General features: G+C 64.6%; 24 protein-coding genes and 1 tRNA gene. 15 read left to right on the top strand and 10 right to left on the bottom strand.

The features are described 5' to 3' along the window. Positions 1–72 precede the first annotated feature (72 nt). Positions 73–285 (bottom strand): hypothetical protein, encoded by a 213-nt coding sequence (locus AC0L21_RS11510; protein WP_473261341.1) that lies wholly within the window; start codon positions 283–285, stop codon positions 73–75. A 257-nt stretch (positions 286–542) separates the two neighbouring features. Between AC0L21_RS11510 and AC0L21_RS11505 the strand changes: the two genes are divergently transcribed. From AC0L21_RS11505 to AC0L21_RS11445, 13 genes are all read left to right on the top strand, one after another. Next, positions 543–806, top strand: a complete 264-nt coding sequence (locus AC0L21_RS11505; protein WP_473261339.1) for a hypothetical protein — start codon at positions 543–545, stop codon at positions 804–806. Between the two features lie 429 nt (positions 807–1,235). Further along, complete coding sequence (locus AC0L21_RS11500) at positions 1,236–2,153, top strand: ABC transporter substrate-binding protein (RefSeq protein WP_473261336.1); 918 nt, start codon at positions 1,236–1,238, stop codon at positions 2,151–2,153. Then, the gene (locus tag AC0L21_RS11495; protein ID WP_473261334.1) at positions 2,153–3,775 is read left to right on the top strand and encodes an amino acid ABC transporter permease/ATP-binding protein; all 1,623 of its coding nucleotides are present in this window, start codon (positions 2,153–2,155) and stop codon (positions 3,773–3,775) included. Before AC0L21_RS11500 ends, AC0L21_RS11495 begins: the two co-directional genes overlap by 1 nt. Positions 3,776–3,824: 49 nt before the next feature. Further along, positions 3,825–5,066 (top strand): acetamidase/formamidase family protein, encoded by a 1,242-nt coding sequence (locus AC0L21_RS11490; protein WP_473261331.1) that lies wholly within the window; start codon positions 3,825–3,827, stop codon positions 5,064–5,066. A gap of 258 nt (positions 5,067–5,324) precedes the next feature. Next, positions 5,325–7,658: an acetamidase/formamidase family protein gene (locus AC0L21_RS11485; protein ID WP_473261648.1), complete on the top strand. Its 2,334-nt coding sequence runs from the start codon at positions 5,325–5,327 to the stop codon at positions 7,656–7,658. 26 nt (positions 7,659–7,684) lie between these two features. Further along, positions 7,685–8,068, top strand: a complete 384-nt coding sequence (locus AC0L21_RS11480; RefSeq protein WP_473261329.1) for a RidA family protein — start codon at positions 7,685–7,687, stop codon at positions 8,066–8,068. Between the two features lie 969 nt (positions 8,069–9,037). Continuing rightward, entirely contained in the window at positions 9,038–9,406 is a 369-nt protein-coding gene (locus AC0L21_RS11475; RefSeq protein ID WP_473261327.1) for a hypothetical protein, read from the top strand. Positions 9,407–9,540: 134 nt separating this feature from the next. Further along, a tRNA-Asn gene (locus AC0L21_RS11470) sits at positions 9,541–9,615 on the top strand. 176 nt (positions 9,616–9,791) lie between these two features. Continuing rightward, entirely contained in the window at positions 9,792–9,971 is a 180-nt protein-coding gene (locus tag AC0L21_RS11465) for a hypothetical protein (protein ID WP_007591158.1), read from the top strand. A gap of 137 nt (positions 9,972–10,108) precedes the next feature. Further along, positions 10,109–10,771 carry a protein-L-isoaspartate O-methyltransferase family protein gene (locus AC0L21_RS11460; protein WP_473261325.1) on the top strand — a complete coding sequence of 221 codons (663 nt, stop codon included), beginning with the start codon at positions 10,109–10,111 and terminating at the stop codon, positions 10,769–10,771. 214 nt (positions 10,772–10,985) lie between these two features. Next, positions 10,986–12,377: a TolC family outer membrane protein gene (locus tag AC0L21_RS11455; RefSeq protein WP_247296776.1), complete on the top strand. Its 1,392-nt coding sequence runs from the start codon at positions 10,986–10,988 to the stop codon at positions 12,375–12,377. Between the two features lie 305 nt (positions 12,378–12,682). Beyond that, complete coding sequence (locus AC0L21_RS11450) at positions 12,683–13,456, top strand: PopZ family protein (protein ID WP_473261323.1); 774 nt, start codon at positions 12,683–12,685, stop codon at positions 13,454–13,456. Between the two features lie 141 nt (positions 13,457–13,597). Continuing rightward, positions 13,598–16,474: a valine--tRNA ligase gene (locus AC0L21_RS11445; protein ID WP_473261321.1), complete on the top strand. Its 2,877-nt coding sequence runs from the start codon at positions 13,598–13,600 to the stop codon at positions 16,472–16,474. Positions 16,475–16,476: 2 nt separating this feature from the next. Here the strand turns inward: AC0L21_RS11445 and AC0L21_RS11440 are convergent, their stop codons facing one another. Continuing rightward, entirely contained in the window at positions 16,477–17,079 is a 603-nt protein-coding gene (locus AC0L21_RS11440; protein WP_473261318.1) for a DNA-3-methyladenine glycosylase, read from the bottom strand. A gap of 130 nt (positions 17,080–17,209) precedes the next feature. Between AC0L21_RS11440 and lipA the strand changes: the two genes are divergently transcribed. Together lipA and AC0L21_RS11430 are read left to right on the top strand one after the other, a co-directional pair. Further along, positions 17,210–18,166 (top strand): lipoyl synthase, encoded by a 957-nt coding sequence (gene lipA / locus AC0L21_RS11435; RefSeq protein WP_007591147.1) that lies wholly within the window; start codon positions 17,210–17,212, stop codon positions 18,164–18,166. Positions 18,167–18,172: 6 nt separating this feature from the next. Next, the gene (locus AC0L21_RS11430) at positions 18,173–18,643 is read left to right on the top strand and encodes a type II toxin-antitoxin system RatA family toxin (protein ID WP_007591145.1); all 471 of its coding nucleotides are present in this window, start codon (positions 18,173–18,175) and stop codon (positions 18,641–18,643) included. Between the two features lie 134 nt (positions 18,644–18,777). On the opposite strand, the gene AC0L21_RS11425 is transcribed toward AC0L21_RS11430, so the two are convergent. From AC0L21_RS11425 to AC0L21_RS11390, 8 genes are all read right to left on the bottom strand, one after another. Then, positions 18,778–19,593, bottom strand: a complete 816-nt coding sequence (locus AC0L21_RS11425) for a c-type cytochrome (protein WP_473261316.1) — start codon at positions 19,591–19,593, stop codon at positions 18,778–18,780. Then, entirely contained in the window at positions 19,593–21,215 is a 1,623-nt protein-coding gene (locus tag AC0L21_RS11420) for a b(o/a)3-type cytochrome-c oxidase subunit 1 (protein ID WP_473261314.1), read from the bottom strand. Before AC0L21_RS11420 ends, AC0L21_RS11425 begins: the two co-directional genes overlap by 1 nt. Then, on the bottom strand, positions 21,202–21,777 hold the full coding sequence (locus AC0L21_RS11415) for a cytochrome C oxidase subunit II (RefSeq protein WP_473261312.1): 576 nt from the start codon (positions 21,775–21,777) through the stop codon (positions 21,202–21,204). Before AC0L21_RS11415 ends, AC0L21_RS11420 begins: the two co-directional genes overlap by 14 nt. Continuing rightward, a complete protein-coding gene (locus AC0L21_RS11410) occupies positions 21,774–21,950 on the bottom strand; it encodes a hypothetical protein (protein ID WP_275172584.1) in 177 nt (58 codons plus the stop codon). Before AC0L21_RS11410 ends, AC0L21_RS11415 begins: the two co-directional genes overlap by 4 nt. Positions 21,951–21,957: 7 nt before the next feature. Beyond that, on the bottom strand, positions 21,958–23,217 hold the full coding sequence (locus tag AC0L21_RS11405) for a c-type cytochrome (protein WP_473261309.1): 1,260 nt from the start codon (positions 23,215–23,217) through the stop codon (positions 21,958–21,960). Between the two features lie 11 nt (positions 23,218–23,228). Continuing rightward, a complete protein-coding gene (locus AC0L21_RS11400) occupies positions 23,229–23,903 on the bottom strand; it encodes a c-type cytochrome (RefSeq protein WP_473261646.1) in 675 nt (224 codons plus the stop codon). Positions 23,904–24,823: 920 nt separating this feature from the next. Continuing rightward, positions 24,824–25,432 (bottom strand): CinA family protein, encoded by a 609-nt coding sequence (locus AC0L21_RS11395; protein ID WP_473261307.1) that lies wholly within the window; start codon positions 25,430–25,432, stop codon positions 24,824–24,826. 3 nt (positions 25,433–25,435) lie between these two features. Beyond that, positions 25,436–26,617 (bottom strand): bifunctional 2-C-methyl-D-erythritol 4-phosphate cytidylyltransferase/2-C-methyl-D-erythritol 2,4-cyclodiphosphate synthase, encoded by a 1,182-nt coding sequence (locus AC0L21_RS11390; protein ID WP_473261305.1) that lies wholly within the window; start codon positions 26,615–26,617, stop codon positions 25,436–25,438. Positions 26,618–26,673: the final 56 nt, after the last annotated feature.

Raw genomic sequence — 26,673 nt, 5'->3', positions numbered from 1 at the left:
AATCTCGCGGCGTGGGGCCCATAGCAAAACGCCCGCGGAACGCGGGCGCATCGGCTCACGGTGAGATTGGCTTCAGCAGGCCGCGTACCAGCCGTCCGGGAACGGCAGCAGGGGCCACGCGCCCTCGTTATCATTGGCGGCCTTGGGCTTCGCGGAGGCGTTGGGCTTCGCGTAATAGGTCCACGAGCGCGGCACGAAATCCTCCCCCGGCACGAACGCCAGATCTTCATGGACCATGGCGTCCTGGACGGCATCCAGCAGCAAGTTGAATTCGGCTTCGCTCATCACACCCTCCGGACCGCGGATGGCGCAATGTCGCAAAGCCGGTTTGTTTCCCGGTTGAGCCGATCGTTCGCATTTTAACGATCCGCCAATCGGGTCCCGATTGGTTAGCGAGTCATGAAAATCCCCTTGGGGATATTAGGTTCCTGCCGGGTGCCTGCAGTGTGAAGGAGGTCACATCTTCCGCTGTTTAATTCTCCTACCCCGTTGCTTACCGGCCAATACGAGCCGGGCGGGCAGGGCAGAACGGGAGACTGGTCATGAAGGCGAGGTTCTTGCGGTTTGCGGGTGTGAAAAGCCGGGCGCGTCGCGCCTCGACGGTCGGGCTGTTCCTGACGCTGTTTGCCTCCGCCGCCCATGCGCAGCAGGGCACGCCCGAGCAGCGCCGGGCCTGCACCGCCGACGTCTACCGGCTCTGTGCCGGCGAAATCCCCAACGTTCGCGCGATCACAGCCTGCCTGCGCCGTAACAGGCCAAGCTTGAGTGAGGCTTGCCGCACCGTGTTCGATCAGGCCGGCGGCTGACATACCGGCCCTGTGGGTTTGTGCGCAGCAAGTGGCTCACGCGGGCTCGCGAATCCGGCATAGTCGGCCTGTGGATATAGCTGTGGGTATGCTGCGGACAGGCTGTGGACGGCAGTGATGTGCTTCGGATGTCGGCCGCAGATCTGTCCTTCGATCGTCATATCTCTGTCAAACGACCACACCGAATGATTCCCTGATCGTGCAGATCGCGGCGTCACGCAAGATCATATGGTTCCCCGAATTCGGAATTGCGCGCTGCGGCGTCCGCATTCACGAATAGTTTTTGGGCAGCCGCCTGCCCAAATGGCGGGCTCCTTCCATCCAATTTTTTGTACGCCCGCGGACAAGCTTTCCGGTTCGCTCTCCTCCTAGGCTCGCTTCCGAGATCTGGAACATGGCCATTGCCATGACAATTCGAAGGAGCTGGAGATGGAGAGACCGGTATTGCCCCAGGCGCGGGGGAACGCGCGTGCATCGCTGTCTTGGCGCAAGGCCGCGCTCGGCGCCGCGGTCAGTTTCGGCACGCTGGCAGCCGCGCCCCTGAGCGCGCAGGCTGCGGCGCCTGCGGCCTGCGCCGCGCTCCAGGACAAATATCCGGACTGGAAGGGCAAGACCCTCGTCAACGCCATCAACCCGCACACGCCGGGCTATGAGACCATCGATCCGAAGGATCCGAGCAAATATATCGGCTTCGACATCGATCTCGGCGAAGCCATCGGCGAATGCCTCGGCTTCAAGCTAACCTACAAGCCGGTGACGTTCGCGGCGCTCCTGACCACGCTCGCCGCGGGACAAGCCGACATCGTGATTTCCGACATCTACGCCACCAAGGAGCGCGCCAAAGCCGCCGACTTCATCACCTATTCGAAAGTGTTCGACGGCGTGCTGGTGGCCAAAGGCAACCCCAAGGGCATCAACGGCATCAACATGTCGATGTGCGGCGCCGCTGCCGCCGAGAACACCGGCTATGTCGAGGTGCCCCTGATTCAGGCCCTGATGCCGGAGTGCAAGAAGGCCGGCAAGCCCGAGCCGACCGTCCAGCTCTACGACAACAACGCCAACTGCATCCAGGCGATCCTCGCCGGCCGCGCCGACACCTATGTCAACGACGTCAACACCGTCGACAGCGCGGTCAAGGCCTATCCGGACAAGCTGGAGAAGGCGACCGCGGTGACGATCCCGTATTCGGTCGGCATCGCCGTCCCGAAGGACAAGCCGAAATTCCGCGACGCCGTGCTCGCAGCCCTGATCGAGGTGCAGAAGGCCGGCACGCATATGGAGCTTCTGAAGAAGCATGGGCTCGACGTGAACAACTTCAAGGAGCCTGACATTCTGACGGCCGACTGATGTCGCTGTTCCTCCATTACCTGAGCATGCCGTATCTGCTCGAGGGCATCGAGCTCACCCTCGAGGTGACTGCCCTCGGGCTCGGCGGCGGATTGGTCCTTGGATTGATCCTCGCCGGCATGCAGCTCTCCCGCTTCTGGCTGCTGGCGGCGATCGCCAGGGCCTACACCGTGATCTTCCGCGGCACGCCGCTGATCCTGCAAATGGTGTTCGCCTACGACGCGCTGCCGCATATCGGTATCAAGCTGCCGGCGGTGCTGGCCGCCGGGCTTGCGCTGGCCTGCAACGAGGCGCCGTTCATCGCCGAGATGCTGCGCGCCGGTGTGCTCGGCGTCGATCGCGGGCAGGTAACGGCCGGCCAGGCGCTCGGCATGACGCCGCGGATCCTGATGTGGCGGGTGATCGCGCCGCAGGCGATCAGGACCATGATCCCGGCCTTCGGCAACGAGGCCGTGAGTGCGCTGAAGAATTCGTCGCTCGCCTCCGTGGTCGCGGTCCAGGAGCTGACCTTGCGCTCGACCCAGCTTGCGTCCTCGACCTTCGACTTCTTCTCGATCTTCTTCGCCTCGGGCTTGCTGTATCTGGTGCTGACCTTTGCCATCAGCATCATCCAGCTTTTCGTCGAATGGCTGCTCGATCTCGACCGCGCCAAAGGTCGCCAGCGCAAGCTCGCCGATTATCTGCCTTGGCGCCGCGTCGATCTCGCCACCAAGCTCGAACTTGCCGCAGCGCCCGTCGACGTCCAAGTGCCTGCACAGGCTGAGCTCACCCACACGCCGCCGCTGGCCTTGACCCGCGAGGAACGCACCCGGCGTGCGGCAACGATCTCGCGCAACAACATCGCGGTCGAGACCAAGGACCTCACCAAGAGCTACGGCGCGCAAAAGGTGCTTGGCGGCCTCGATTTTACGGTGCGCGTCGGCGAGGTCGTCGCACTGCTCGGGCCAAGCGGCTCCGGCAAGAGCACGCTGCTCCGCTGCATCAATCATCTCGAAAGCTGGGACGGGGGCACGGTGCGCGTGGGGGGACGCCGTCTCGGTTTCGACGACAACGGCAAGCTGCTGCCGCCCCGCGCGATCGCCAATGAGCGGGCAAGCGTGGGCGTCGGGATGGTGTTCCAGCAATTCAACCTGTTCGCCCATCTCTCGGCGAAGGAGAACATTGCCGGTCCCTTGCGCTGGGTGCACGGCATGACCCGCATCGATGCCGATCGCCGCGCCGCCGAGCTGCTCGATCGGGTCGGGCTGTCGCACCGCGCCGACGCGCTGCCGCGGCATCTCTCCGGTGGCCAGCAGCAGCGCGTCGCGATCGCCCGAGCGCTCGCACCGAACCCCAGCGTGCTGCTCCTGGACGAGCCGACCTCGGCACTCGATCCCGAGCTCGTCAGCGAGGTCCTGGAGGTGATCCGGCGGCTCGCCATCGATGATGGCCTCACCATGATCATCTCGACGCACCAGATCCGCTTCGCCGACGAGGTCGCCGACCGCGTCGCGTTCCTGAGCGGCGGCACGATCATCGAGGAGGGGCCCGCGCACGACGTGCTCTCCAACCCCCGCAATCCGCTGACCGCGCGTTTCCTCAGCGTGATGGAAGCCGACAAGACTCCGGAGGCGGTGCGATGAGAGCCGCACCCACGACGTTCAAGACCGCGTTTCCAGAAGAGGCCACCTCATGAAGCATCTCACGCTGCCGGTTTCGCCGAAGACCGTCCACTGGGGCTATTTCTCCAAGAAGGTCGCGCCGGCCCTGACGCTGCGCTCGGGCGATCGCGCCACCATCGAGACCCTGACCCACCACGCCAACGACGATTACGAGCGCATGATCCAGGGCGATCCCGGCGCCGAGAGCGTGTTCCAGTGGACGCGCGAGCACAAGGCAGTCGCGCGGCGCGGCTCCGGTCCTGTCGAGGGCCCCTTCATTCGCGGCGCAGGCGAGGGGATCGGCGTGCATCTCCTCACTGGTCCAGTGGCGATCGAAGGCGCCGAGCCCGGCGACATCCTCGAAGTGCGCATCCTCGATATCAGGCCGCGGCCGAGCTGCAGCGCCTGTCATGCCGGGCGCTGCTTCGGCTCCAACGTCGCCGCCAACTGGGGCTTTCACTATCACGATCTGATCGAGGAGCCGAAGCCGCGCGAGGTCGTCACCATCTTCGAGCTCGACACGTCAGGCGAGCCCTGCGCGAAGGCGGTCTACAACTACGTCTGGACGCCGCAGACCGATCCTGACGGCATCGTGCATCCGACCATCGATTATCCCGGCGTGCGCGTCGATCACGCCACCATCAAGAAGCGCGAGAACATCCTCGCAAACGTCAAGGTGCCGGCACGGCTGCATTTCGGCACTATGGGGCTCGCGCCGTCGGAGGCCGATTTCGTCAGCTCGATCCCGCCGAGCTATACCGGCGGCAACATCGACGACTGGCGCATCGGCAAGGGCGCGCGGATGTTCTATCCGGTCGCGGTCCCCGGCGCCTTTTTCTCGGTCGGCGATCCCCACGCCGCGCAAGGCGACAGCGAGCTTGGCGGCACCGCGATCGAAACCTCACTGACCGGCGATTTCGAGTTCGTCCTGCACAAGAAGGCCGATCTCGCCGGCACCAGCCTCGAGGGTCTCGACCATCCGATGCTGGAGACCGATCAGGCCTGGTCGTTCTACGGCTTCACCTATCCGAACTACCTCGCTGCGCTCGGCGCTGACGCACAAACCGAGATTGCCAATCACTCGAGTCTCGACCGTGCGATGCGCGACGCGTTCCGCAAGCTCAGGAGGTTCCTGATGACCGTGCACGGTTTGAGCGAGGACGAGGCGATCTCGCTGCTGTCGGTCGGCGCCGATTTCGGCGTCACCCAGGTGGTCGATGCCAATTGGGGCGTCCACGGCACGATCCGCAAGAACATCTTCCGGTGCGACTGATGGGCCGTAGCCCGGACGGAGCGAAGCGCAATCCGGGTTTGTCACAGCGAACTCAAAAGGCCCCGGATTACGCTTCGCCCCATCCAGCCCACACATCGTACTCGACGTTGACATCCCGCTCCAACACTTTGAAGAACAGATCGTTTCCAGGATGAGGACGTGACCAAAGACCGTCATTTGCAGCCCGTCGCGGCGACGGACGACCAATTGCGTCTGGCACAGAGGTTGCTTCGATCCACTGCAATCTGGGTCGATCCGATGAGCTTCCGTCCCTTCACGAGCGAGTCCTACGCGCAAGACGACCGCCCCGAAGCCTGGCGGGACGTGCTGGCAGCGGTCGGCCTGCAGCCGGCGGCAGGCCATTCCTTCCTGGATGGGCACGCAACGGCGTCACATCGCCACGCCGCAGGCGTTGCGCTGACGCGCATGGCGGCCGGCGCCCAGACCATCGGTCCGCGTTCGCAGGCCAACGAAGACCTGCCGATAGCGCTGATGCCGGTCGAAGACGGCATGGTGCTCAAGAGCGCCGGCGGCCATCGCATCGTTCCGGTGGGCCATCTCGTGCTGCTGCCGCGGAGCGGGGACTGGAGCATCGTGTTCCAGCGCGACATGCGCGCCATCGTGCTGTCGGTGACGTCGGAGGCGCTGCACGGCCGCCTCTCGGGCAGGCCGCGGCTGGGCCGACCCAGGGTCGTTCCGCCCAGCGGCTTTGCCGACGTCTTCGCGCGCTTGCTGGACGCGACCGCGCGCACGCTCGACACGCTGAGCGATGCCGAATGGAATACGGTCACGCAGTCGCTCGTCGATCTTCTGCTGACGCTCGCCCATCAATTGGCGGCTTCGACGTCGGACGCCGGATCGAGCGCGACGCAGTCGGCACTCCTGCACCGGATCTGCCAGACCATCGAACGCCGCCTCGACGATCCCGAACTGGTGCCGGCGCGCGTCGCGCAGGCCGAAGGAATCTCCGAGCGCTATCTGCAAAAGCTGTTCGAGACGGTCGGCGACAACTTTACTCACTACGTGCGCGAGCGGCGGCTGCAGCGCGCCTGGGCCGATCTGTCCAATCCGTCCGAGGCGCATCGTTCGATCTCGGAGATCTCCTATGCCTATGGTTTTGGTGATTCCGCGCATTTCAGCCGCGCCTTCCGCCATCGCTTCGGGCTGCCGCCGCGCGAGTTTCGCCAGCAGGAAGCGGAGCGGGCGACGACGCAGCACGGGACAATTGGTCAGCGCGGCTGGCCACAGGATGCGCTGGCGCAGCTTCGCGTCCACCAGGCGAGCGCCGAGGCGCGCGGCAATCTCGCCCGCACCGACATCGATGAGCCGAGAACGGCCGAACGCAAGCATCATCATCTTCCGATCGAAGCCAACCGTGTTCATTGGGGATATTTCAGTCGAGCGTTACAGCCGCAGATGGAGATCAATTCGGGCGATACCATCACGATCGAAACGCTGACACAGCACGCCTCCGACGATCCAGAGCTGATGATCGCGGGCGATGCGGCCGCCGAAAGCGTATTCGGCTGGACCAAGGCGAGGAAGAACGTTGATCGCCGTGGCGCAGGCCCGATGGATGCCAGCATATTCGGGCGCGGCGCCGGCGAAGGCTTTGGCGTGCACATCTGCACGGGGCCCGTGTCGGTGAAGGACGCGCAGCCCGGCGACGTGCTGGAAGTGCGGATCCTCGACATCGTACCGCGCGCAAGTCGTCATCGGGAACATTCAGGGCGCGTGTTCGGCTCCTCGGTTGCTGCCTGGTGGGGCTATCATTACGACGAATTTCTTTCGGGGCCGAAGCCGCGCGAGGTCGTAACGATCTACGAAATCTTCGACGACACCGACGCGCCGCATGCCCGCGCGCTGTATTCCTACCGTTGGGAGCCGCAGACCGACCCGTTTGGCGTGGTGCACGCCACTTATGACTATCCCGGCGTTCCGGTCTTGCCCGGCACGGTGAAGCGCCGCCACGCCGTGCTCGACGGCGTCCGCATTCCCTTGCGCCCGCATTTCGGCGTGATCGCGGTGGCGCCGCGCGAGGTCGATTTCATCGACTCCGTGCCGCCGTCCTATTTCGGCGGCAATCTCGACAATTGGCGCTTGGGGAAGGGGGCGACCGTCTATCTTCCGGTCTCCGTTCCCGGCGCATTGCTGTCGGTCGGCGATCCCCATGCCACGCAAGGTGACGGCGAATTGAGCGGCACCGCGATCGAATGCTCGATGACCGGAACGTTCGAGGTGATCCTGCACAAGAAGGCCGACCTTGCAGGTCAGCCCTTCGCCGATCTGTCTTATCCCCTGATCGAGACCGAGTCCGACTGGGTCCTGACCGGATTCAGCCATCCCAACTACCTTGCCGAGTTCGGCGCGCAGGGCCAGAGCGAGGTCTACGCAAAGTCCTCGCTCGACCTCGCCATGAAAGATGCGTTTCGCAAGATGCGACGCTTCCTGATGAACGTGAAGGGGCTGAGCGAGGACGAGGCGATCGCGCTGATGTCGGCCGCCGTCGATTTCGGCGTTACGCAGGTGGTCGACGGCAATTGGGGCGTGCACGCGATCATCAGCAAGCGCCTGTTTCAAACCTTCCCTTAAGAGACGCGCCGGTACAAGGAACCCCAGTGAAATTCCACATGATCAGCGGCGGACCGAAGCCGGTCGCGCCCTTCAGCCACGCGGTGGAGACCGACGCTTTTGTCTTCGTCACCGGCCAGATGCCGGACACGCCGCAAACACCGGGCGTATTGCCTTACGGCATCGTCGCGCAGACGAGGGCGGTGATGGAGAATTTGAAGGTGGTCCTGGCGGGCGTCGATCTCGGTCTCGAACACGTCGTGATGACACGCATCTATCTCACGCGTTTCAAGGAAGACTACACCGCGATGAACGAGACTTATCGCGGGTTCTTTCCGCCGGACCGCCTGCCGGCCCGCACCTGCGTCGGTGTCACCGGACTGGCTTACGACGCACTGATCGAGATCGATCTGGTGTGCGGGAGGCCGTAAGGCGACAGCCCGTAGCCGGGATGGAGCGAAGCGCAATCCGGGATTCGTTCCGCGGATCCAGGGCCCCGGATTACGCTTCGCTCCATCTGGACTACAATCCCTTGTGCTGCCCGACGGGCAAAACACCCAAACTGCGGGGCAATCCTTCCGCGCGAAAATATTCGCCTTTACAGAAATTCTGATTTATCGCATCTTGTCGCCACCTCATCCCGGTCAGAGGGCGTATCGCGATCGTCACGAAACGTGGGGTGAGCTACGGTGGACGCTAGTCACATCGGCGCGAAGGGCTTCGCAGGGCGGCAAAACCGTGAGCGAAAGCGTCGCGCACACGACCGGTGTTATTAGCGTACGGCAAAACCGTGTCGTCCTGACGCCCGGGGTCTGTGCGTCAAGTCTTGTGGTGATGTGGGCTGCCCGACCGGGCAGGCGCATCAGCCATCCGCAAGGCGACGGGGGCAATAGTGCATCGCTCCCCGGGGAGAGCTCGGCATAAGCCGTCAAACCACTGCGCAGGGAAGGCCGTGTGTTGGGCTTCACCTGTATGCCGCTGTGCAGCCTCTTGTAGCGCAACCTTCGCACAGTGGACCGTGGGTGCCAGCCGGCACCCGGTCTTCCCTGCGCCCTCTGACGAGGAGGGTGTACGAGACGAAGCAAAGCTCGGGCGAGATGCGTCGCGAGGGTGTGAAGCTGTGCCTGCAACGAAAATCACATTCCGCACTGTGCCGGCGCCGGAGACAACAAGACGCCGATCTATGAATGTCGGTTCATTGCTGCGGAGAATTCGAATCGGTAAGAAGTCGTTCGTTGCGCGTCTCGCGTCGTGCAACGAGGCGGAGGCGGATCGATCGTGTCTTGAACCTTTCGATTGCGCCTCCGACGAATCCTTCGAGGCAACGCCACTGGTTGCCGCGGCGCCTGCGCCGATCGACGTCAGGCACCGAAAGCCCGTTTCGATCGGGGGAATTTCATATGAAGTATTTTCTGTCTGCACTGATCGCGGTCGGTCTATCGATTGCCGCCGCGCCGTCGTTCGCGGCTGACGCCCGCAACGTCACTGTCGTCAACGAGACCGGCTATGCCATCAAATTCCTGGGCTTCAACGCCCCGGACGATGGCATGGACGAATGGGACAACGAGCTGGACAAGGTTTTGCAGAACCAGGCGAGCACCTATGTCGAGTTCGACGATGACGACGAAGGATGCGTCTGGAACGTCCGCGTCGACTGGCAGAACTATGACGAGACCGTGCTCTGGAAGAACGTCAACCTCTGCAAGTTCACCGCGCTTCGGCTGCGCTACGATTCCGGCACCAAGACCACTTCGTTCGTCGCCGAGTAACTTGACCTGAGGCCGGGCGGAGGAGGGGCCGCGTGCCCTTCCTCCCCGCAATGTGCCAGATAGCGAATTCGTCCTTTGCAAGCGCAAGCGGCTTTGTTATACGCAGCCGCGCGCGAACGACGGGTTCGCCCTTTTCCTCGGTAGCTCAGCGGTAGAGCATCCGACTGTTAATCGGATGGTCGCTGGTTCGAATCCAGCCCGGGGAGCCAAATTCCGCTTTATTGTCAACGGCTTGCGTCCAGACTCTGATCTGGCGTGCGACCTCGTTGCGGCAAATCCTCAACTAGATGTGTACCGTGGCGAGCCTGCATCCTCCGCGGCGACGCCAAAACGACTCAATTGAAATCGAGCTTCCAGAGGCCGGTCCTTTACGGAGCTGATTCCCATGCGAGACATCCAGGTCGACCGTTCCCCGCTGGCTCCCTCCATTCTGCCGGCGGATATCCCCGAACTCAGCGACGACGAATGCCTCGCCTGTCTGGCGCGCGCGGTCGAGACCCACGATTCGGCACGGCTTGATGAAGTCGCCGCATTGATCGGCCGCCTCGCGGTCACGATCGAGTAGGCCGGCTCACCCTCGACGTTGCGAGTTGCGGAAGGGCCCGGTTCGCGGGCCAAAGCCATGTTGCGTTTTCGCAGGGCCTGTTCCAAAGATGCCGCCAACTTTCGTCCGCGGCATCGTCCGCCTTGCAGGGTCCGCAAATGTCCGTTTTCTCGACGGCGCGCCTAAAAATGGTCGATGGCCAGGTGCGCACCAGTGACGTCACCGACCGTCGTGTTCTCGACGCCATGCTCACGGTTCCGCGCGAGGCCTTCGTGCCAGCCAGCCGGCAGGCATTGGCGTATCTCGACCTCGATCTCGACGTCAGCGAGGGCGGCGCCAAGCGGTTCCTGATCAAGCCGCAGCTGACCGGCAAGCTGCTCCAGGCCGCCGAGATCGGTGAGGAGGACAACGTGCTGGTCGTCGGCTGCGCCACGGGCTATCTCGCCGCGCTGACCGCCAAGCTTGCGCGTCAGGTCATCGCGACAGAATGCGATTCGGCCTTGGCCAAGAAGGCAAGCGACGCCATCGCCGCCCTCGGGCTCGCCAACGTGGCCTGCAAGGCCGCGGTCTGCACCGAGGGTGATCCCGCTGCTGGCCCCTATGATGTGATCGTCCTCAACGGCGCCACCGAGGTGACGCCGGCAGGGCTGCTCGGGCAGCTCAAGGAGGGTGGGCGCCTGGTGGGGGTCTCGGCCGAATCCAGGCCGCCGCGAGCCATGATCGTGACCCATACTCACGGCGAATTCGGCCATCGGGCGCTGTTCGATGCCGCGGCCCCGGTCCTTCCCGGGCTGGAACGGGCCGCCGCTTTCGTCTTCTGACGGCCCGATAGCGGCTTTAGCCCGGTAAAATCCCGTTCTGAATCAGAAGTGTGGCCGGGATGCTGCACGTGAAGAGTTTCCACCGAGAACACCCCTCAGGTAGTTCCGTCGCGCTTGACCGCGTCCTATGTTGCGGCGGGGCAGCGACTCCACTCGTAGACGGTAACCCAGCTCGCGGGCACGAGCCGGGCGTTAGAATGAACGGAATTTTTGGATGCATGGGGTGAAGCTCTTCACCGGAGCAGCGGTTTCGGTCCTGCTGCTGGCGCTCGCCGCGCCGACGCCTGCCTTGGCGGATACGATCGAGGCTGCGCTGGTGCGCGCCTATCAGAACAATCCGCAGCTCAACGCGCAGCGCGCCCAGGTGCGCTCGACTGACGAGAACGTGCCACAGGCTCTCTCGGGCTATCGCCCTAAGGTCGGGATCAACCTCAGCACCGGCTATCAGTATCAGGATATTCAGCAGACGCAGAAGGCTGTGCCGATCCATAGCGACCCGCCCCTTCAGCCCAATAGCGCCAGCCTGACCATCAACCAGACGCTCTACAACGGCAATCAGACCGCCAACAGGACGCGCGTGGCGGAGAGTCAGGTCTCGGGATCTCGCGAGGCGTTGCGTGTGCTCGAGCAGACGGTCCTGTTGCAGGCTGCCACCAGCTACATGGATTATCTTCGAGACTCCGCCACCCTGGAAGTTCAGCGCAGCAACGTGCGCGTGCTCGAACAGACGCTCAAGCAAACCCGCGATCGCTTCAATGTCGGCGAGGTGACGCGCACGGACGTGGCGCAATCCGAAGCGCAGCTCGCGGCCGGCAGGACCCAGGCCCTGACCGCCGAATCGAATCTCACGACGACGCGCGCGAATTTCCGCCGGATCATCGGCAACGAGCCGACGAACCTTGCGCCGGGCTCGCCGGTCGATCGTTTCCTGCCCGGGACGCTCGCCTCCGCCGTCGGTCTCAGCCTGGTGGAGAACCCCAATGTCACGGCCTCGATGTTCGGCATCGATGTCAATTATCTCCAGGTCAAGATCAACGAAGGCGCGCTGCTGCCGACCCTCACGGTTCAGGCTGGCATCACCCAGTCGTACCAGCAGACCCTGACGGTCTTCCGAACGACGACCGCTTCCGCCATCGCGACCGCCTCGGTGCCGATCTATCAGGGCGGCGCTGAATATGCGCTCATCCGGCAATCGAAAGAGAACCTGGCGCAGCAGCGTCTGAATCTCGAAACCACACGCGATCAGACCCGCGCCAACGTCGTGCAGGCCTGGGGCCAGTTGGAAGCTGGCAAGGCGCAGGTGCAGTCCGCACAGGCGCAGGTCACGGCCTCCGAGATCGCGCTGAACGGCGTGCGCGAGGAAGCCAAGGCCGGCCAGCGCACCACGCTGGACGTGCTCAACGCGCAGCAGGCGCTGGTCAACGCGCGCGTGGCGCTCGTCACTGCCCAGCATGACCGCGTGGTGGCGTCCTATTCAGTGCTCAACGCGGTCGGCCGTCTCGCGCCGCAGGTCCTCGGCCTCAACACCACGGTCTATGATCCCAGCGTTCATTACCAGCAGGTTCGCGACAGCTGGGCCGGCGTACGCACGCCAGACGGACGCTAGAGTCCCGTAGTCATCCGGTCGGCATCGTAAATAGCCGAGGCCGACCGGTGCTTTGCTTGCAATCATCAAAATCCCTGACATAGCCTTGCCAAGAAGATGCAGGTCGATTCGCTCTGCATCCGATGCCGTGTGCGTAAAGCATGAATGCCGAGGGCAGGGGCGCACCGCTGCACGTTGAGCCGTCATCTGGGGACAAGTCGGGCTGCCGTGACGAAAATGGCGGGCCGTCCATCCGGAACCGGCCAATCCTGTCGTGCTTGGTGTAAAACAACGCATGCGAGGGCGTTGATGATGTGGAGTCGGAGATGACGCAGCCTGCAAAGGTCACAGAACCCTCGATGGAGGAGATTCTGGCCTCGATCCGGCGCATCATTGCCGACGATGAGGCCAAGCCGCCGCCGGCGGATGCCGCCAAGCCCGAGAAAGCTGCCGCCCCCGCCTCGCCGGCAAAGCCGCAGGCGATCAACGATATTCCGCCATCCAAGGTCGCGCCGCCCAAACCGGCCGCCGAAAAGCCCGCACCGCCTCCGGCCGCAAAGCCGGCGCCGCCGCCGGCCCCCGCACCCGAGGCGGATGCATCCAACAATCAGGACGATATCGACGCACTGCTGGCGGGCCTCGACACGGCCACGGCTGCGCCGGAAATCCGCGCTCCCGAGCCGGAGCCCGAACCTGAGCCCGACGTTCTGGAATTGACCGACGATATGGCGCTGGCGATGGAGCCGACGCCACCTCCGCCGCCGCCGAGCTTTCGCAAGGTCGAGCCGCGCGACGATCTCGAATTCGCCGAATCGCCGCCCCCGCGTCCGACGCCGGCATCCTATGCGCCCGTGGACTTCGATGCGCCGCCACCGCCGCCCCAACAGCCGATCCTGGCGCAATCGACGGTCTCCGCGGTCGAATCCGCCTTCAATTCCCTGGCCCACACGGTGCTCAGCAGCAATGCGCGAACGCTGGAGGATCTGGTCAAGGAGATGCTGCGTCCGATGCTGAAATCCTGGCTGGACGACAATTTGCCAGGCCTCGTCGAACGCATCGTGAAGGCCGAAATCGAGCGGGTATCGCGCGGAGGCAGGTAGATCGGGCCGCAGGGCCCTCATAAAGCCCTGCTTGAGCGTCATATTCGGCCTCCCGACCCGACCGGAAGGCCCTGATGCCGCCTGGCTTTCCGGTGACTTGTCCGTTGACTTGGACCCCGTGCGCGGCTTTCTAACAGCGCCATGATCGAGAAAAATTACCAGCCCGCCGATATCGAAGCCCGCATGTCCGTCGTGTGGGAGGACAGCCTTGCCTTCAAGGCCGGCCGCCCCGACCGCCGCGACGCGGTGCCCTTTACCATCGTGATCCCGCCGCCGAACGTGACGGGCTCGCTGCACATGGGCCACGCCCTCAACAACACGCTCCAGGACATCCTGTGCCGGTTCGAGCGCATGCGCGGCCGCGACGTGCTGTGGCAGCCCGGCACCGACCATGCCGGCATCGCCACCCAGATGGTGGTGGAGCGGCAGCTGATGGAGCGCCAGCAGCCCAGCCGTCGCGAGATGGGCCGCGAGAAGTTTCTGGAGCGGGTTTGGCAGTGGAAGGCCGAGAGCGGCGACACCATCATCAACCAGCTCAAGCGGCTCGGCGCCTCCTGCGACTGGTCGCGCGAACGCTTCACCATGGACGAGGGCCTGTCCAAGGCCGTGGTCAAGGTGTTCGTCGAGCTGCACCGCGATGGCCTGATCTACAAGGACAAGCGGCTGGTGAACTGGGACACCAAGCTGCTCACCGCGATTTCCGATCTCGAAGTGCAGCAGACCGAGGTCAAGGGCCACCTCTGGTACCTGCGCTATCCGATCGAGGGCAAGACTTTCAGCCCCGAGGATCCCTCGAGCTTCATCGTCGTTGCCACCACGCGTCCGGAGACCATGCTCGGCGATACCGGGGTCGCCGTGCATCCCGACGACGAGCGTTATCAGAAGCTGGTCGGCAAGAACGTGATCCTGCCGCTGGTCGGCCGCAAAATCCGGATCGTCGCCGACGATTATTCCGACCCGGAGAAGGGCTCGGGCGCGGTCAAGGTGACACCGGCGCACGACTTCAACGACTTCGAGGTCGGCAATCGCCACGGCCTCGCCCGGATCAGCGTCATCGACAAGGAAGGTTGCGTCGATCTCCTCGACAACGGAGATTATTTGCGCGACCTGCCGGAAGGTGCCTCGCAATTCGCCGAGGAGTTCAACAAGCTCGATCGCTTTGCAGCCCGCAAGCGCATCGTCGAGCGGCTGGACTCGTTCGGATTCGTCGAGCGGATCGAGCCCCATACCCACATGGTGCCGCATGGCGACCGCTCCGGCACCGTGATCGAGCCCTATCTGACCGACCAGTGGTATGTCGACGCCAAGACGCTGGCGAAGCCCGCGATGGCCGCAGTGCGTTCGGGCGAAACCACCTTCGTGCCGAAGAACTGGGAAAAAACCTATTTCGAATGGATGGAGAACATCCAGCCCTGGTGCATCTCGCGCCAGCTTTGGTGGGGCCACCAGATCCCGGCCTGGTACGGTCCTGATGGCAAGGTGTTCGTCGCCGAGACCGAGGAGGAGGCCGTCAGCCACGCGCTCGGCTATTACGTCGAGCAGGAAGTCATCACGGTCGAGCAGGGCCGCGAGATGGCGCTCGACCGCAACAAGCGTGACGGCTTCATCACGCGCGACGAGGATGTGCTCGACACCTGGTTCTCGTCCGCGCTGTGGCCGTTCTCGACTCTCGGCTGGCCCGCAGACACACCGGAAGTGCAGCGTTACTACCCAACCAACGCGCTGGTGACCGGCTTCGACATCATCTTCTTCTGGGTCGCCCGCATGATGATGATGGGCCTGCACTTCATGAAGGAGGTGCCGTTCTCGACGATCTACATCCACGCCCTCGTCCGCGACGAGAAGGGCGCCAAGATGTCGAAGTCGAAGGGCAACGTGATCGATCCGCTCAGCCTGATCGACCAATATGGTGCGGACGCGCTCCGCTTTACGTTGGCCGCAATGGCCGCCCAGGGGCGCGACATCAAGCTCGCCACCAGCCGGGTCGAGGGCTATCGCAATTTCGCGACCAAGCTCTGGAATGCGTCGCGCTTTGCGGAGATGAACCACTGCGCCGTGCCCGAGGGTTTCGAGCCGGCGAAGGTCAAGGAGACGCTGAACCGCTGGATCGCGCATGAGAGTGCGCACACCACGCGCGAGGTGACCGAGGCGATCGAGGCCTATCGCTTCAATGACGCCGCCGGCAGCATCTACCGCTTCGTTTGGAACGTCTATTGCGACTGGTATCTCGAGCTCGCAAAACCCGTGCTGCTCGGCCCCGACAGCCCTGCCAAGGCCGAGACCCGCGCCATGGTGGCATGGGCGCGCGACGAGATCCTGAAACTGCTGCACCCCTTCATGCCCTTTATCACCGAGGAGCTTTGGGAGGTGACGGCCAAGCGCGACGGTCTGCTCGCGCTGGCACCGTGGCCGCTGAAGCCGGCCGGGCCGACGCCGGAGCAGCTTGCGATGCTCGCGGCGACGACGGGGCCGACCGACGCGCTCGTCTCGCCGGTTTGGGTGCTGCCGATCTTCGACCATGCCGACTTCACCGATCCCGCGGCGGAGGCCGAGATCGGCTGGGTCATCGACCTCGTCACGCAGATCCGTTCGGTGCGCGCCGAGATGAATATCCCGCCGGCGACGCTGACGGCGCTGGTGCTCGCAGGCGCCTCGGCCGAGACGAAGGAGCGCGCGCCACGCTGGAGCGACGTCATCAAGCGCATGGCGCGGTTGTCGGATATCTCCTTCGCCGACCGTGCGCCCGACGGCGCGGTCCAGCTCCTGGTGCGAGGTGAGGTCGCCGCGCTGCCGCTGAAGGGCGTGATCGACGTCGCCGCCGAGCGCACGCGCCTCGACAAGGAGATCGGGAAGGCCGACGCCGACATCAAGCGTGCCGAGTCCAAGCTGGCCAACGAGAAATTCGTCGCCAACGCGGCCGAGGAGGTCGTCGAGGAGGAGCGCGAGAAGCGTGGGGCCGCGCTGGCCCGCAAGGCCAAGCTGCTCGAGGCGCTGGAGCGGCTCAAACAAGCGTCGTAAGCTTATTTCGGGAACGGCTTGCTCAAAAACTTCGAGCCCCTGATGCCATAGCGCCAGGGCAGCTCGACGGCCTTGGTGATGCCGATCCGGATGCCGGCGACCACCTCGACGTCCTCCGTCCGCGCATGCAGCGCGATCGGAGGACGATCCAGCGGCAAGGCGTTATGCGCGATGGTGATGCCGAGCGCTTCGGTCAGCTTGCCCGGGCCCGAGCACAACGCGTGCAAATCCTGGAGATGGCGCCGCCGACGCATCGCGGCGATGCCATGGGTCGGCTCCAGCGCGCGGATCAGCACTGCGCTGGCCGAGCCTTCTTTCTCGCAGACGAAGTTCACGCACCAGTGGATGCCGTAGGAGCGGTAGACATAGGCAAAGCCGGGCGGGCCGAACATCACCTGGTTCCGCGGCGTCGGGCCATTGTAGGAGTGCGCCGCCGGCTCGGTATGATGATAGGCCTCGACCTCGACGATGATCCCACCGACGCCGTCGACCAGCATGGTCGCACCGATCAGGTCGGGCGCGACCTCGTGGACGCTGCGTGCGAAAAAGGCACGCTTCAGCGCTTTGCCGAGCCGGGGTGTGGAAGGTTTCGAGACTGGAGCCATTCGAGGTGAGAATCGCCAGAGAACAGAGCAGGATATTGCCCATATCTGCCATGTTCCCTGAAGCGGGGCGAGCCGGGTTGCGATGCCCGGCCAGACCGACTAGGTAGGACCAGAACAGACCGGACACCCTATGGTCGTTATTGTCGATACCATCTCGAACCCGCTGCGCCCACGTCACCCCGAAAAGGTGAATCGGCCCGATTCCGCGTCGCCGCCGAAGCCGGACTGGATCCGCGTACGCGCGCCCAACACCCGCGGCTATGCCGACACCCGCAACATCGTGCGCGCCAACGGCCTGCATACGGTGTGCGAGGAGGCGGGCTGCCCGAACATCGGCGAGTGCTGGGACAAGAAGCACGCGACCTTCATGATCATGGGCGACACCTGCACCCGCGCCTGTGCCTTCTGCAACGTCAAGACCGGCATGCCGAACGCGCTCGATGCGGCCGAGCCGCAGAACGTCGGCGAGGCCGTGGCCAAGCTTGGGCTTGCCCATGTCGTCATCACGTCGGTTGACCGCGACGACCTCACCGACGGCGGCGCCGAGCATTTCGCCCAGACCATCCGCGCGATCCGCGCTGCGTGCCCCTCGACCACGATCGAGATCCTGACGCCCGATTTCCTGCGCAAGGAGGGGGCGCTGGAGGTCGTCGTCGCGGCGAAGCCCGACGTGTTCAACCACAATCTCGAGACCGTGCCGTCGTGCTATCTCACGGTGCGGCCGGGCGCGCGCTATTTCCATTCGATCCGGCTGCTGCAGCGGGTCAAGGAGCTCGATCCCACCATCTTCACCAAGTCCGGCATCATGGTCGGCCTCGGCGAGGAGCGCCACGAGGTGCAGCAGGTGATGGACGATCTGCGTTCGGCCGATGTCGATTTCCTGACCATCGGGCAATATCTCCAGCCGACCCGCAAGCATCACGCCGTGATGCGCTACGTGCCGCCGGATGAGTTTTCGTCCTACGAGAAGGTCGCCTACACCAAGGGCTTCTTGATGGTGTCGGCAAGCCCGCTCACCCGTTCGTCGCATCACGCCGGCGAGGATTTTGCGAAACTGAAGGCCGCGCGGGCAGCAAGCGCCCGCTGAATTGCCATGCCCAATTTTTCAAGCAAGCGCCGTGTCGATCACAGCGCGTCCGAGATGTTTGATCTGGTCGCCGACGTCGAGCGCTACCCGGAATTCGTGCCGCTGTGCAGCGCGCTGAAGGTCCGGCAGCGCATGGCGAAACCCGACGGCACCGAGGTGCTGGTCGCGGACATGACGGTGTCGTTCAAGCTGGTCAGGGAATCCTTCACCAGCCGCGTGACGCTCGACCGCGCCAATTTGAAGATCCTGGTCGAATATCTGCAGGGTCCCTTCAGCAATCTGGAAAACCGCTGGACGTTCGAGCCCAAAGGCGAGAGCGTTTGCGATGTCGGTTTCTTCCTCGCCTACGAGTTCAAGAGCCGCATGCTGGCGCTCCTGATGGGCTCGATGTTCGACGCCGCGTTCGCGCGATTTTCCATCGCGTTCGAGAAGCGGGCGGATGCGATCTACGGACGGCGGAAGCTGGCCTCGTCGTAGTGGACGGGCACGCTCTCTCCTCCGTCATTGCGATGAGCCCTTGCGACGAAGCAATCCAGAATCCCTCCGCGGAGAGACTCTGGATTGCTTCGCTGCGCTCGCAACGACAATGGGAAGGCAGGCGTGCCAAGATTTCAATCCACCGCCTTCACGATATCCGGCGGCTGCGAGGCATAGTACGCCGCGGCCTGCTCGATTTCCTGCGGGGTCATCGCACGCGCGATGTTGCGCATCTGCTGGCTGATGTCGTTGCGGCGCTCGCCTGAGGCGAAGGCCTGCAGCTGCGCCTTCATGTAGGCCTCGGACTGGCCTTCGAGCCACGGACTGCCGGTCTTGTTGTCGAGGCTGCCGTGGCAGGCGCCGCAGGGCGCGATGCCGCGCATTGGTGCGCCGTAGATTACGATGTTTGGCTTGGGCAATTGCGGCGTCGGGTGATAGGCCGGCAGCCGCGGCAGGTAAGCGTAATAGTTCGAGAGATCTGCGATCTCCTGCTCGGTCAGATTGACGGCGAACGGTGACATCACGGCATTGGTGCGCGCGCCGGTGCGGAAATCATGCAGCTCCTTGTAGATCACGGCCGCGTACTGGCCGGCGAGATTGGGCGAATCCGCGCGGCTGACACCGGTCGGGCCGTGACAGATCGCGCAGCGCTGCGCCAGCGTGGCGCCGCGGCCGATCGCCTCCTGGCTCGGGCGTGACAGCGTGTTCGACGTCAGCACGACCCCCGATAGGCGCTTGCTCTGCTCTGGCGCAGTCACGCTCGCTGCGCGTTGCGGCACACCGGCAGCGCTGCAGATCGCGTCCCAGACGTTGGCGAATTGGACCCAGGGCTGCGCGAAGGGCAGCACGACGAAGCCTGCAATCGCCGTGACGATCAGGATCGCGGCGGTGATGACCACACTCGCCTTGAAATGACGATTGGTGAGGGTGAAGAGGTCGCGCGTGCTCATCACTGCGCTCCCACATAAACGGCCGGCACAGAGGTGCCCTCGGTCAGCGCCAGATTCAGGATCGGATAGCCGTAATTGGTGAGGGTGAGCGCGATCATCAGCGCCACCCACAGCGCGTGGGTGTTGAGCGCGACCGGGACCGTTGTGGGCTGGTGCACGGCCAGCGCGAAGCGATAAGGGCCGGCGTCGACCCGCGGCGCGCGCATGCCGCGAGCCAGGATAACGATGAATATGATTCCCGACGCCAGCAGGATGAAGCCGCCGATGGCCGAGAGGGTAACCGAGAGGGCCTGCGGCGCGATCGCGGGATCGCCGAAGTCGAAATAGGCCATGCGGCGCGGCATGCCGAGAATGCCGACCCAGTGCCAGGGAAAGGTCGTGACGATCATGCCGATGAACCACAGCCAGAGCTGGGTGCGGATCAGGCGGACATCGATCAGCTCGCGACCGGTCAGGTGCGGCCACAGATCGTAGGCGATCGCAAAATACATGATCACGATGGCGCCGCCGAAGATCAGGTGGAAATGGCCGGTGATCCACTGCGTGTTATGGATCGACGCATCGAGCTGATAGCTCATGTTGATGAGACCGCCGGCGCCGCCGAAGCCGAGCATGACGAAGGAAAAGGCGAGGGCCAGCATCATCGGATTGTCCCAGGGCAGGGCCCTAATCCAGCCGAACATGCCGCGGCCGCCGCGCAGGCGCGCCGCGATCTCGACCGAGGCGCAGATCGTGAACACCGTCAGCAGCGTGGGCAGCGCGACCAGCGCCGTGAAAGCCGAATGGATGAACTTGAAGCCGGCGCCGACCTGCGGATCGGCAAAGGTGTGGTGCATGCCGATCGGCATCGCGACCACCAGGAACAGGATGAAGGAGATCCGTGCCATGCTGTCGGAATAGACGCGGCCGCCGATCGCGCGCGGCACGATGGTGTAATAGGCAATGTAGGTCGGCATCAGCCAGAAATAGACGATGGCGTGCAGCGTCCAGGAGAAGAACACGCGCGCAAGGCCGGCGTCGATGGTGGCCTTCAGCCCGGCCGCGACTGGAATGATCTGCAGCAGCAGCTCGAGCGCGGCGCCGACCGCAGTCCAGGCCCACAGATACGAACCCGCGACATTGGCGAACATCGCCAGCGGCACCGGCGCACCGGGATGGGCCTTCCGCCACATGCGCAGATTGAGCGACATCAACGCAACCCAGATCCAGGAGCCGACCACGACCAGCACGACGCCGAGATAGTAGAAGACGTTGCCGATTAGCGGCGGATAGAACGTGTAGAGCACCGAGGCGCGGCCCAGCGCGATCGGGATCACCGCCATGATGCTGCCGCCGACGATCAGCCAGAACCCGGCCCAGGCCCAGCGCACACCGACCAGCCGCTGCTCCAGCGCGGACTCGCTGATGGCGTAGCCGAAGCCCATCGCGACCAGGGTCGGGAAGACGTAGCCCATCACCGTACCGTGCGCGGTCAGCGAACGGTAATAGAGCTCGGGATTGGACAGCCATGTGCCGATCGGGCTGCGGATGAACATCTGCCAGGCGCCGAGCGTGAGCGCGATGCCGAACACGGCGAAGGCCAGCCAGAAATGGGCGAGGATGAGCTTTCTATTGACCAACACAGCTCAGCCTCCCGCCACCCTTCGCGCGATCCGCGAATTCGGTCTTGTCGATCACCTTGACCTTGCCCCACATGCCCTCGTGGCCGAACGAGCAAAACTCCTGGCAGGGCATCAGATAGTCGCCGCTCTTCGTAAAGCGCATGAGCTGCTCGGAGATGTAGCCCGGCACCAGCATGGTGTTGACATTGGTGCCCTGGATCAGGATGCCGTGGACGACGTCGGCGCTGGTGGCGCGCAGCGTGATCGGCGTGTCGACGGGCACCACGATGCAGGCCGGCGTGAACGAATATTGCTGGCCGATCGCGCGCACGGTCACGTTGCCATTGGCCTCGAGCACGCTGCCGAGATTGCTTTCGACGAATTCACCGCTCAGATGCAGGCGCGAGGGATCGGTGGTTTCGACGCGCGGTTGCGGCATGGTCGCGCGATGGATGCCGGCGAACGCCGCCAGCAGCGCCATCATCACGACGATGATCACGGCGATGGTGGCCCAGCGCCGCTCGACGCGGGCTGCGACCTCGGCGCTGGCGCTACCGTTGCTGTGGGCTCCCTCGACGCTCATTGCAGGGAGCCGCGCGGCAGGAACACGAACAGATAGAAGGCGAACCACATCGCGACCACGCAGGCCGTGGCGATGCCGGCGACCACGATCGCGCCGGACGGGCCCTGCGCCACGACTTCCTCGATGGCCTGGTCGGCGGCGGCTGGGCTGGTCGGCGGATCGGAGTTGAACATGGGGCCCTCAGTTCAGCGGTGCCGAGCGCAGCTCGTTGGCCTCGCGCGCCGAGACCGGCGTGCCGCGATTGCCCCAGGCGGTGCGGATGTAGGAGACGACGGCGGCGACCTCGTTGTCGGAGAGGAGGCCGGCGAAGGGCGGCATGCCATAGGGCATCGGATTGCCCTTGGTGCCGGGCGGATAGCCGCCATTGAGCACCATGCGGATCGGGTTGACCGCCGACTGCATCTCGATCGACTGGTTGTTGGCAAGCGGCGGCCAGTGCGGCGGCTTGCCCTCGCCCTGGGTGCCATGACAGCTCGCGCAGTTCTTGTCGTAGACGGTCTTGCCGAGGCTGATCAGAAGGCTGCTCTCGCTGGTCGGCAGCACCGAGCTCGCGGCCGGCGGAGGCGAGGGCTCCGCGATGCTCTTGAGGTAGACCGCCATCGCCCTGGTGTCTTCGTCGTTGAGATATTGCAGGCTGTTGTGCACGACCTCGGCCATTGGGCCGTAGACCACGCCGCGCATGGAGACGCCGGTCTGGAGCAAATCCGTGATGTCCTTGATGCTCCAGTCGCCGAGCCCGGCCTCACGGTTTGACGTCAGCGAGGGCGCGTACCAGTTCTGCATCGGGATCAGGCCGCCCTTGAACGCGTCGGATTGCGAGGTGCCGCCGAGCGCGTTGATCGGCGAATGGCACATGCCGCAATGGCCGAGGCCCTCGACCAGATAGGCGCCGCGATTCCACTCCGCTGATTTCTTCAGATCGGGCTTGAACTCGCCCTCGCTGAAGAACAGCGTGCGCCAGCCTAGGATGAGCTGGCGGTTGTCGTATGGGAAACGCAATTCGTGCGGCTTGTTCTTCTGGTTCACCGGCGCAATCGAGCGCAGATAGGCGAAGATCGCGTCGCTGTCGGCGCGCGTGACCTTGGTGTAGGACGCAAACGGCATCGCCGGGTAAATCAGCCCGCCATCGGGAAAGCGGCCGCTGTGCATGGTCTTGTAGAAGTCGTCGGCGCTCCACTTGCCGATGCCGGTCTCCGGATCGGGCGTGATGTTGGAGGTGTACAGCGTGCCGAATGGGGTCGGCATGGCACGGCCGCCGGCAAACAAGCGGCCTTCCGCTGCGGTGTGGCAGGCGGTGCAGTCGCCGGCACGGGCCAGATATTCGCCGCGCGCGATGATGTCGCCGGTCTTGTCTTTGTCCTGCGCGGCTGCTGCCGTGGTGAACGCCGCGAGGGCGAGCAACTCGATGGACAGGAGCTTGATCGAAAATTTGAAGCCCATCATCCGCCTCGTCAGTTGGGCTGGCTACCGCAGCCGAATGGCAGCGCGTAGGTGCCTTTCGGCACGGGGGCTGGGTTGGCGGGAGCGGGCCGCGTCGCAAGCCAGGCTGCGACGGCGGTGACGTCCGCCTCGGTCAGGTGGCCAGCGACGAGCTGCATGCAATCAGGCGATTTCGCGGTGCGGGTGCCATAACGCCAGCCGCCGAGCTGGGCGCTGATATAATTGGCGCGCAGGCCCAGCAGGCCTGGGATGCCCGGCTGCATGCCCGTCAATGCAGGGCCATGGCAGCTGACGCATGCCGGAATGTTGCGGCCGGCATCGCCGCTGGTGGCGAGCAGCTCACCGTGCGCGAGGACGTCCTTGCTCACTTCGCTCGGCGCCGGTTGCGGCAGCGGCGGGTGCTCGCTGGCAAAATATTCCGCCATCGCCTCCAGATAGGGATCGGGCAGAAACTCCAGCAGATAGTTCATCGGCGGGTATTTGCGCCGGCCGCTGCGGAAAGCGAGCAGCTGGTTGTAGAGATAGCCGGCCGGCTTGCCTGCGAGCCGCGGGAAATAGACGTCGCTGGTGCCTTCGCCCTTGTTGCCGTGACACGGCGTGCAGGCCTCGACGCGCGCCGCCATTGTATCCGGCGGCTGGTTGGCGGTTTGCGCGGTCGCACCGTCGGTTGCGGCCAAGACGGCCATAGTGGCCAAGGCGGCAATGGCGACTGCCGGAACAGTGTAGCGAGCGAACACTCTCGTCGCCCTCCAGGGCTGGGCCGGGTTGATTCCCGGTCACAACGTAGAGCGGCATTATTGCGGCAATATAGTCGGGCGCAAGACGCAAAGGGGCCAATGACGTTTGCTCGCGGTTGCACATTTGCCATCCCGATCGGTTTCGACAAAATTGCGTGCATTTTGACAAGCAAACACAGGTTTGCAGTCTCGCGGCTTGGCACGCCCGAGCTTTGCTTCGTCTCGTACACCCTCCTCGTCAGAGGGCGCAGGGAAGGCCGGGTGCCGGCTGGCACCCACGGTCCACTGTGCGAAGGTTGCGCTACAAGAGGCTGCACAGCGGCATACAGGTGAAGCCCAACACACGGCCTTCCCTGCGCAGTGGTTTGACGGCTTATGCCGAGCTCTCCCCGGGGAGCGATGCACTATTGCCCCCGTCGCCTTGCGGATGGCTGATGCGCCTGCCCGGTCGGGCAGCCCACATCACCACAAGACTTGACGCACAGACCCCGGGCGTCAGGACGACACGGTTCTGCCGTACGCTGTCAGCATCGGTCGTGTGCGCGACGTCTTCGCTCACGGTTTCCCGCCCTGCGACACCCTTCGCGCCGATGTGACCAGCGTCCACCGCAGCCCATCCCACGTTCGTGACGATCGCGATACGCCCCTCTGACCGGGATGAGGTGGCGGGATGAATACGCCAAAGCCGAATTTCGGTAAAGCGGAATATTTTCGCGAATTTTCGCGAGGTCAGATTGACCTGCGACTTGTGTGTTTTGCCCGACGGGCAACGCAAGGGATTGTAGCCCGGATGGAGCGAAGCGTAATCCGGGCCTTGTATCCGCGGAACGAATCCCGGATTGCGCTTCGCTCCATCCAGGCTGCGGGAGTCAGCCTCGCGGCGAGCGCGGAGTCCTGCGCTTCACTGTGTGCCCGCGCGGCGAGCGTGTCACGCGGGGGCGCAGGCGGGTGACCGCGGCTTCACGGCGTGGCTTGGCCTGGACTGGGCCGCGGGCGAGATCCATCAGCATGCGCAGCGCCTCGACCACCGAGCGCTGGCGCACGGCGGTACGGCCGATGGCGCCAAAACGATGCTCGCGGTGAACGATGCGCCCGTCGCGCGCGGCGGCGGCGAAGTGGACGAGGCCCACCGGCTTGCCCGGCGTGGCGCCGCCGGGGCCGGCAATGCCGGTGATGGCGACCGCGAGATCGACGCCGGCGCGCTCCAGCGCGCCGACCGCCATAGCTGTTGCGGTCTCCTTGCTGACGGCGCCGAAATTGGTGAGCGTGCTCGCCTCGACCCCGAGCATCGCGCGCTTGGCGTCATTGGAATAGGTGACGAAGCCGCGATCGATGACGTCGGACGAACCGGGGATGTCGGTCAGCGCGCCCGCGACGAGGCCGCCGGTGCAGGACTCCGCGGTCGCGATCGTCAGCTTGCGCATCCGGCACAGATCGAGCAGCGAGCGGGAGAGGGCGCGTGCGTCGCTGCCGGCCATGGCCTAGACACTCCAGGGCAGGCGGATGGTGGCGCTCGCGGTGGCCGCGATGCCTTCCTCGCGGCCGGTGAAGCCGAGCCGCTCGCTGGTGGTCGCCTTGACTGCGACGCGGGAAATGTCGACGCCCGATATCTCGGCGATGCGCGCGCGCATGGTGTCGCGCAAGGGACCGATCTTCGGTCGCTCGCAGATCATGGTGACCTCGAGATTGGCGATGCGGCCGCTGCGCTGGGTGACGCGCTCGATTGCGTATTTCAAGAACTGGTCGGAGGAGGCGCCCTTCCACTTCGCGTCGCTGGGCGGAAAGTGCGATCCGATGTCGCCGTCGGCAAGCGCGCCGAGGATGGCGTCGACCAGCGCATGCAGGCCGACATCGCCGTCGGAATGGGCCAGGAAGCCCTTGGTGTGCGGCACGCGCACGCCGCAGATCATCAGATGGTCGCCCTCGCCGAAGGCGTGCACGTCATAGCCCGTGCCGGTCCTGATGTCGCCGAGCAGGCTGGCCAGCCGCGCTTCCTCGCGCACGAAATCCTCGGGAGTGGTGAGCTTCATATTGGCAACATCGCCTTCAAAGGTTGCAACCGTCAATCCCGCCCATTCGGCAATCGCGGCATCGTCTGTGAAATCGCTGCGCCCGTCCTTGGCCGCGCGACGATGCGCTTCGAGGATGACGTCGAAGCGAAAGGATTGCGGCGTCTGTGCGATTCGCAACCGCGACCGGTCCGGGGTGTCCTCGACATTGCCGTTCTCGCCGGTGACCTTGATGGTGTCGGTGACGGGAACGGCGGGGATCGCGGCGCCGGTGCGGCTGGCCGCATCGATCGCGCGGGTGATCACGCCTTCCGAAACGAACGGGCGCGCGGCGTCGTGGATCAGCACGATGTCGGGCTTGTGCCTGGCGAGCGCTTCGAGACCGGCGAGCACCGAGGCCTGCCGGGTCGCGCCGCCATTGACCGGCGCCTCGTGGCTGAGCCCCGCGACCGCTGCCGTGAACATGGCGCCGTCGTCGGGGTTCACGACCGGCTGAACTGCGAACACGTCCGCATGACGGCTGAAGGCCTCCATGGCGCGATAGATCACGGGCACCCCGCCGATCTCGCGATATTGCTTGGGGCCACCGGCGCCTGCGCGCAGGCCGCGTCCGGCCGCGACGAGGACGACTGCGGTGCGCTGTGATTTCGCCATAGGACTCAAATACTCATTTGATGGTGACGAGAGTCGGGGAGTGGGGTGATTGCCGC

The sequence above is a fragment of the Bradyrhizobium sp. WSM4873 genome, assembly GCF_055811355.1.
Note: the sequence above shows the minus strand (reverse complement) of the source record. Positions and strands in the feature narration are given on the sequence as shown.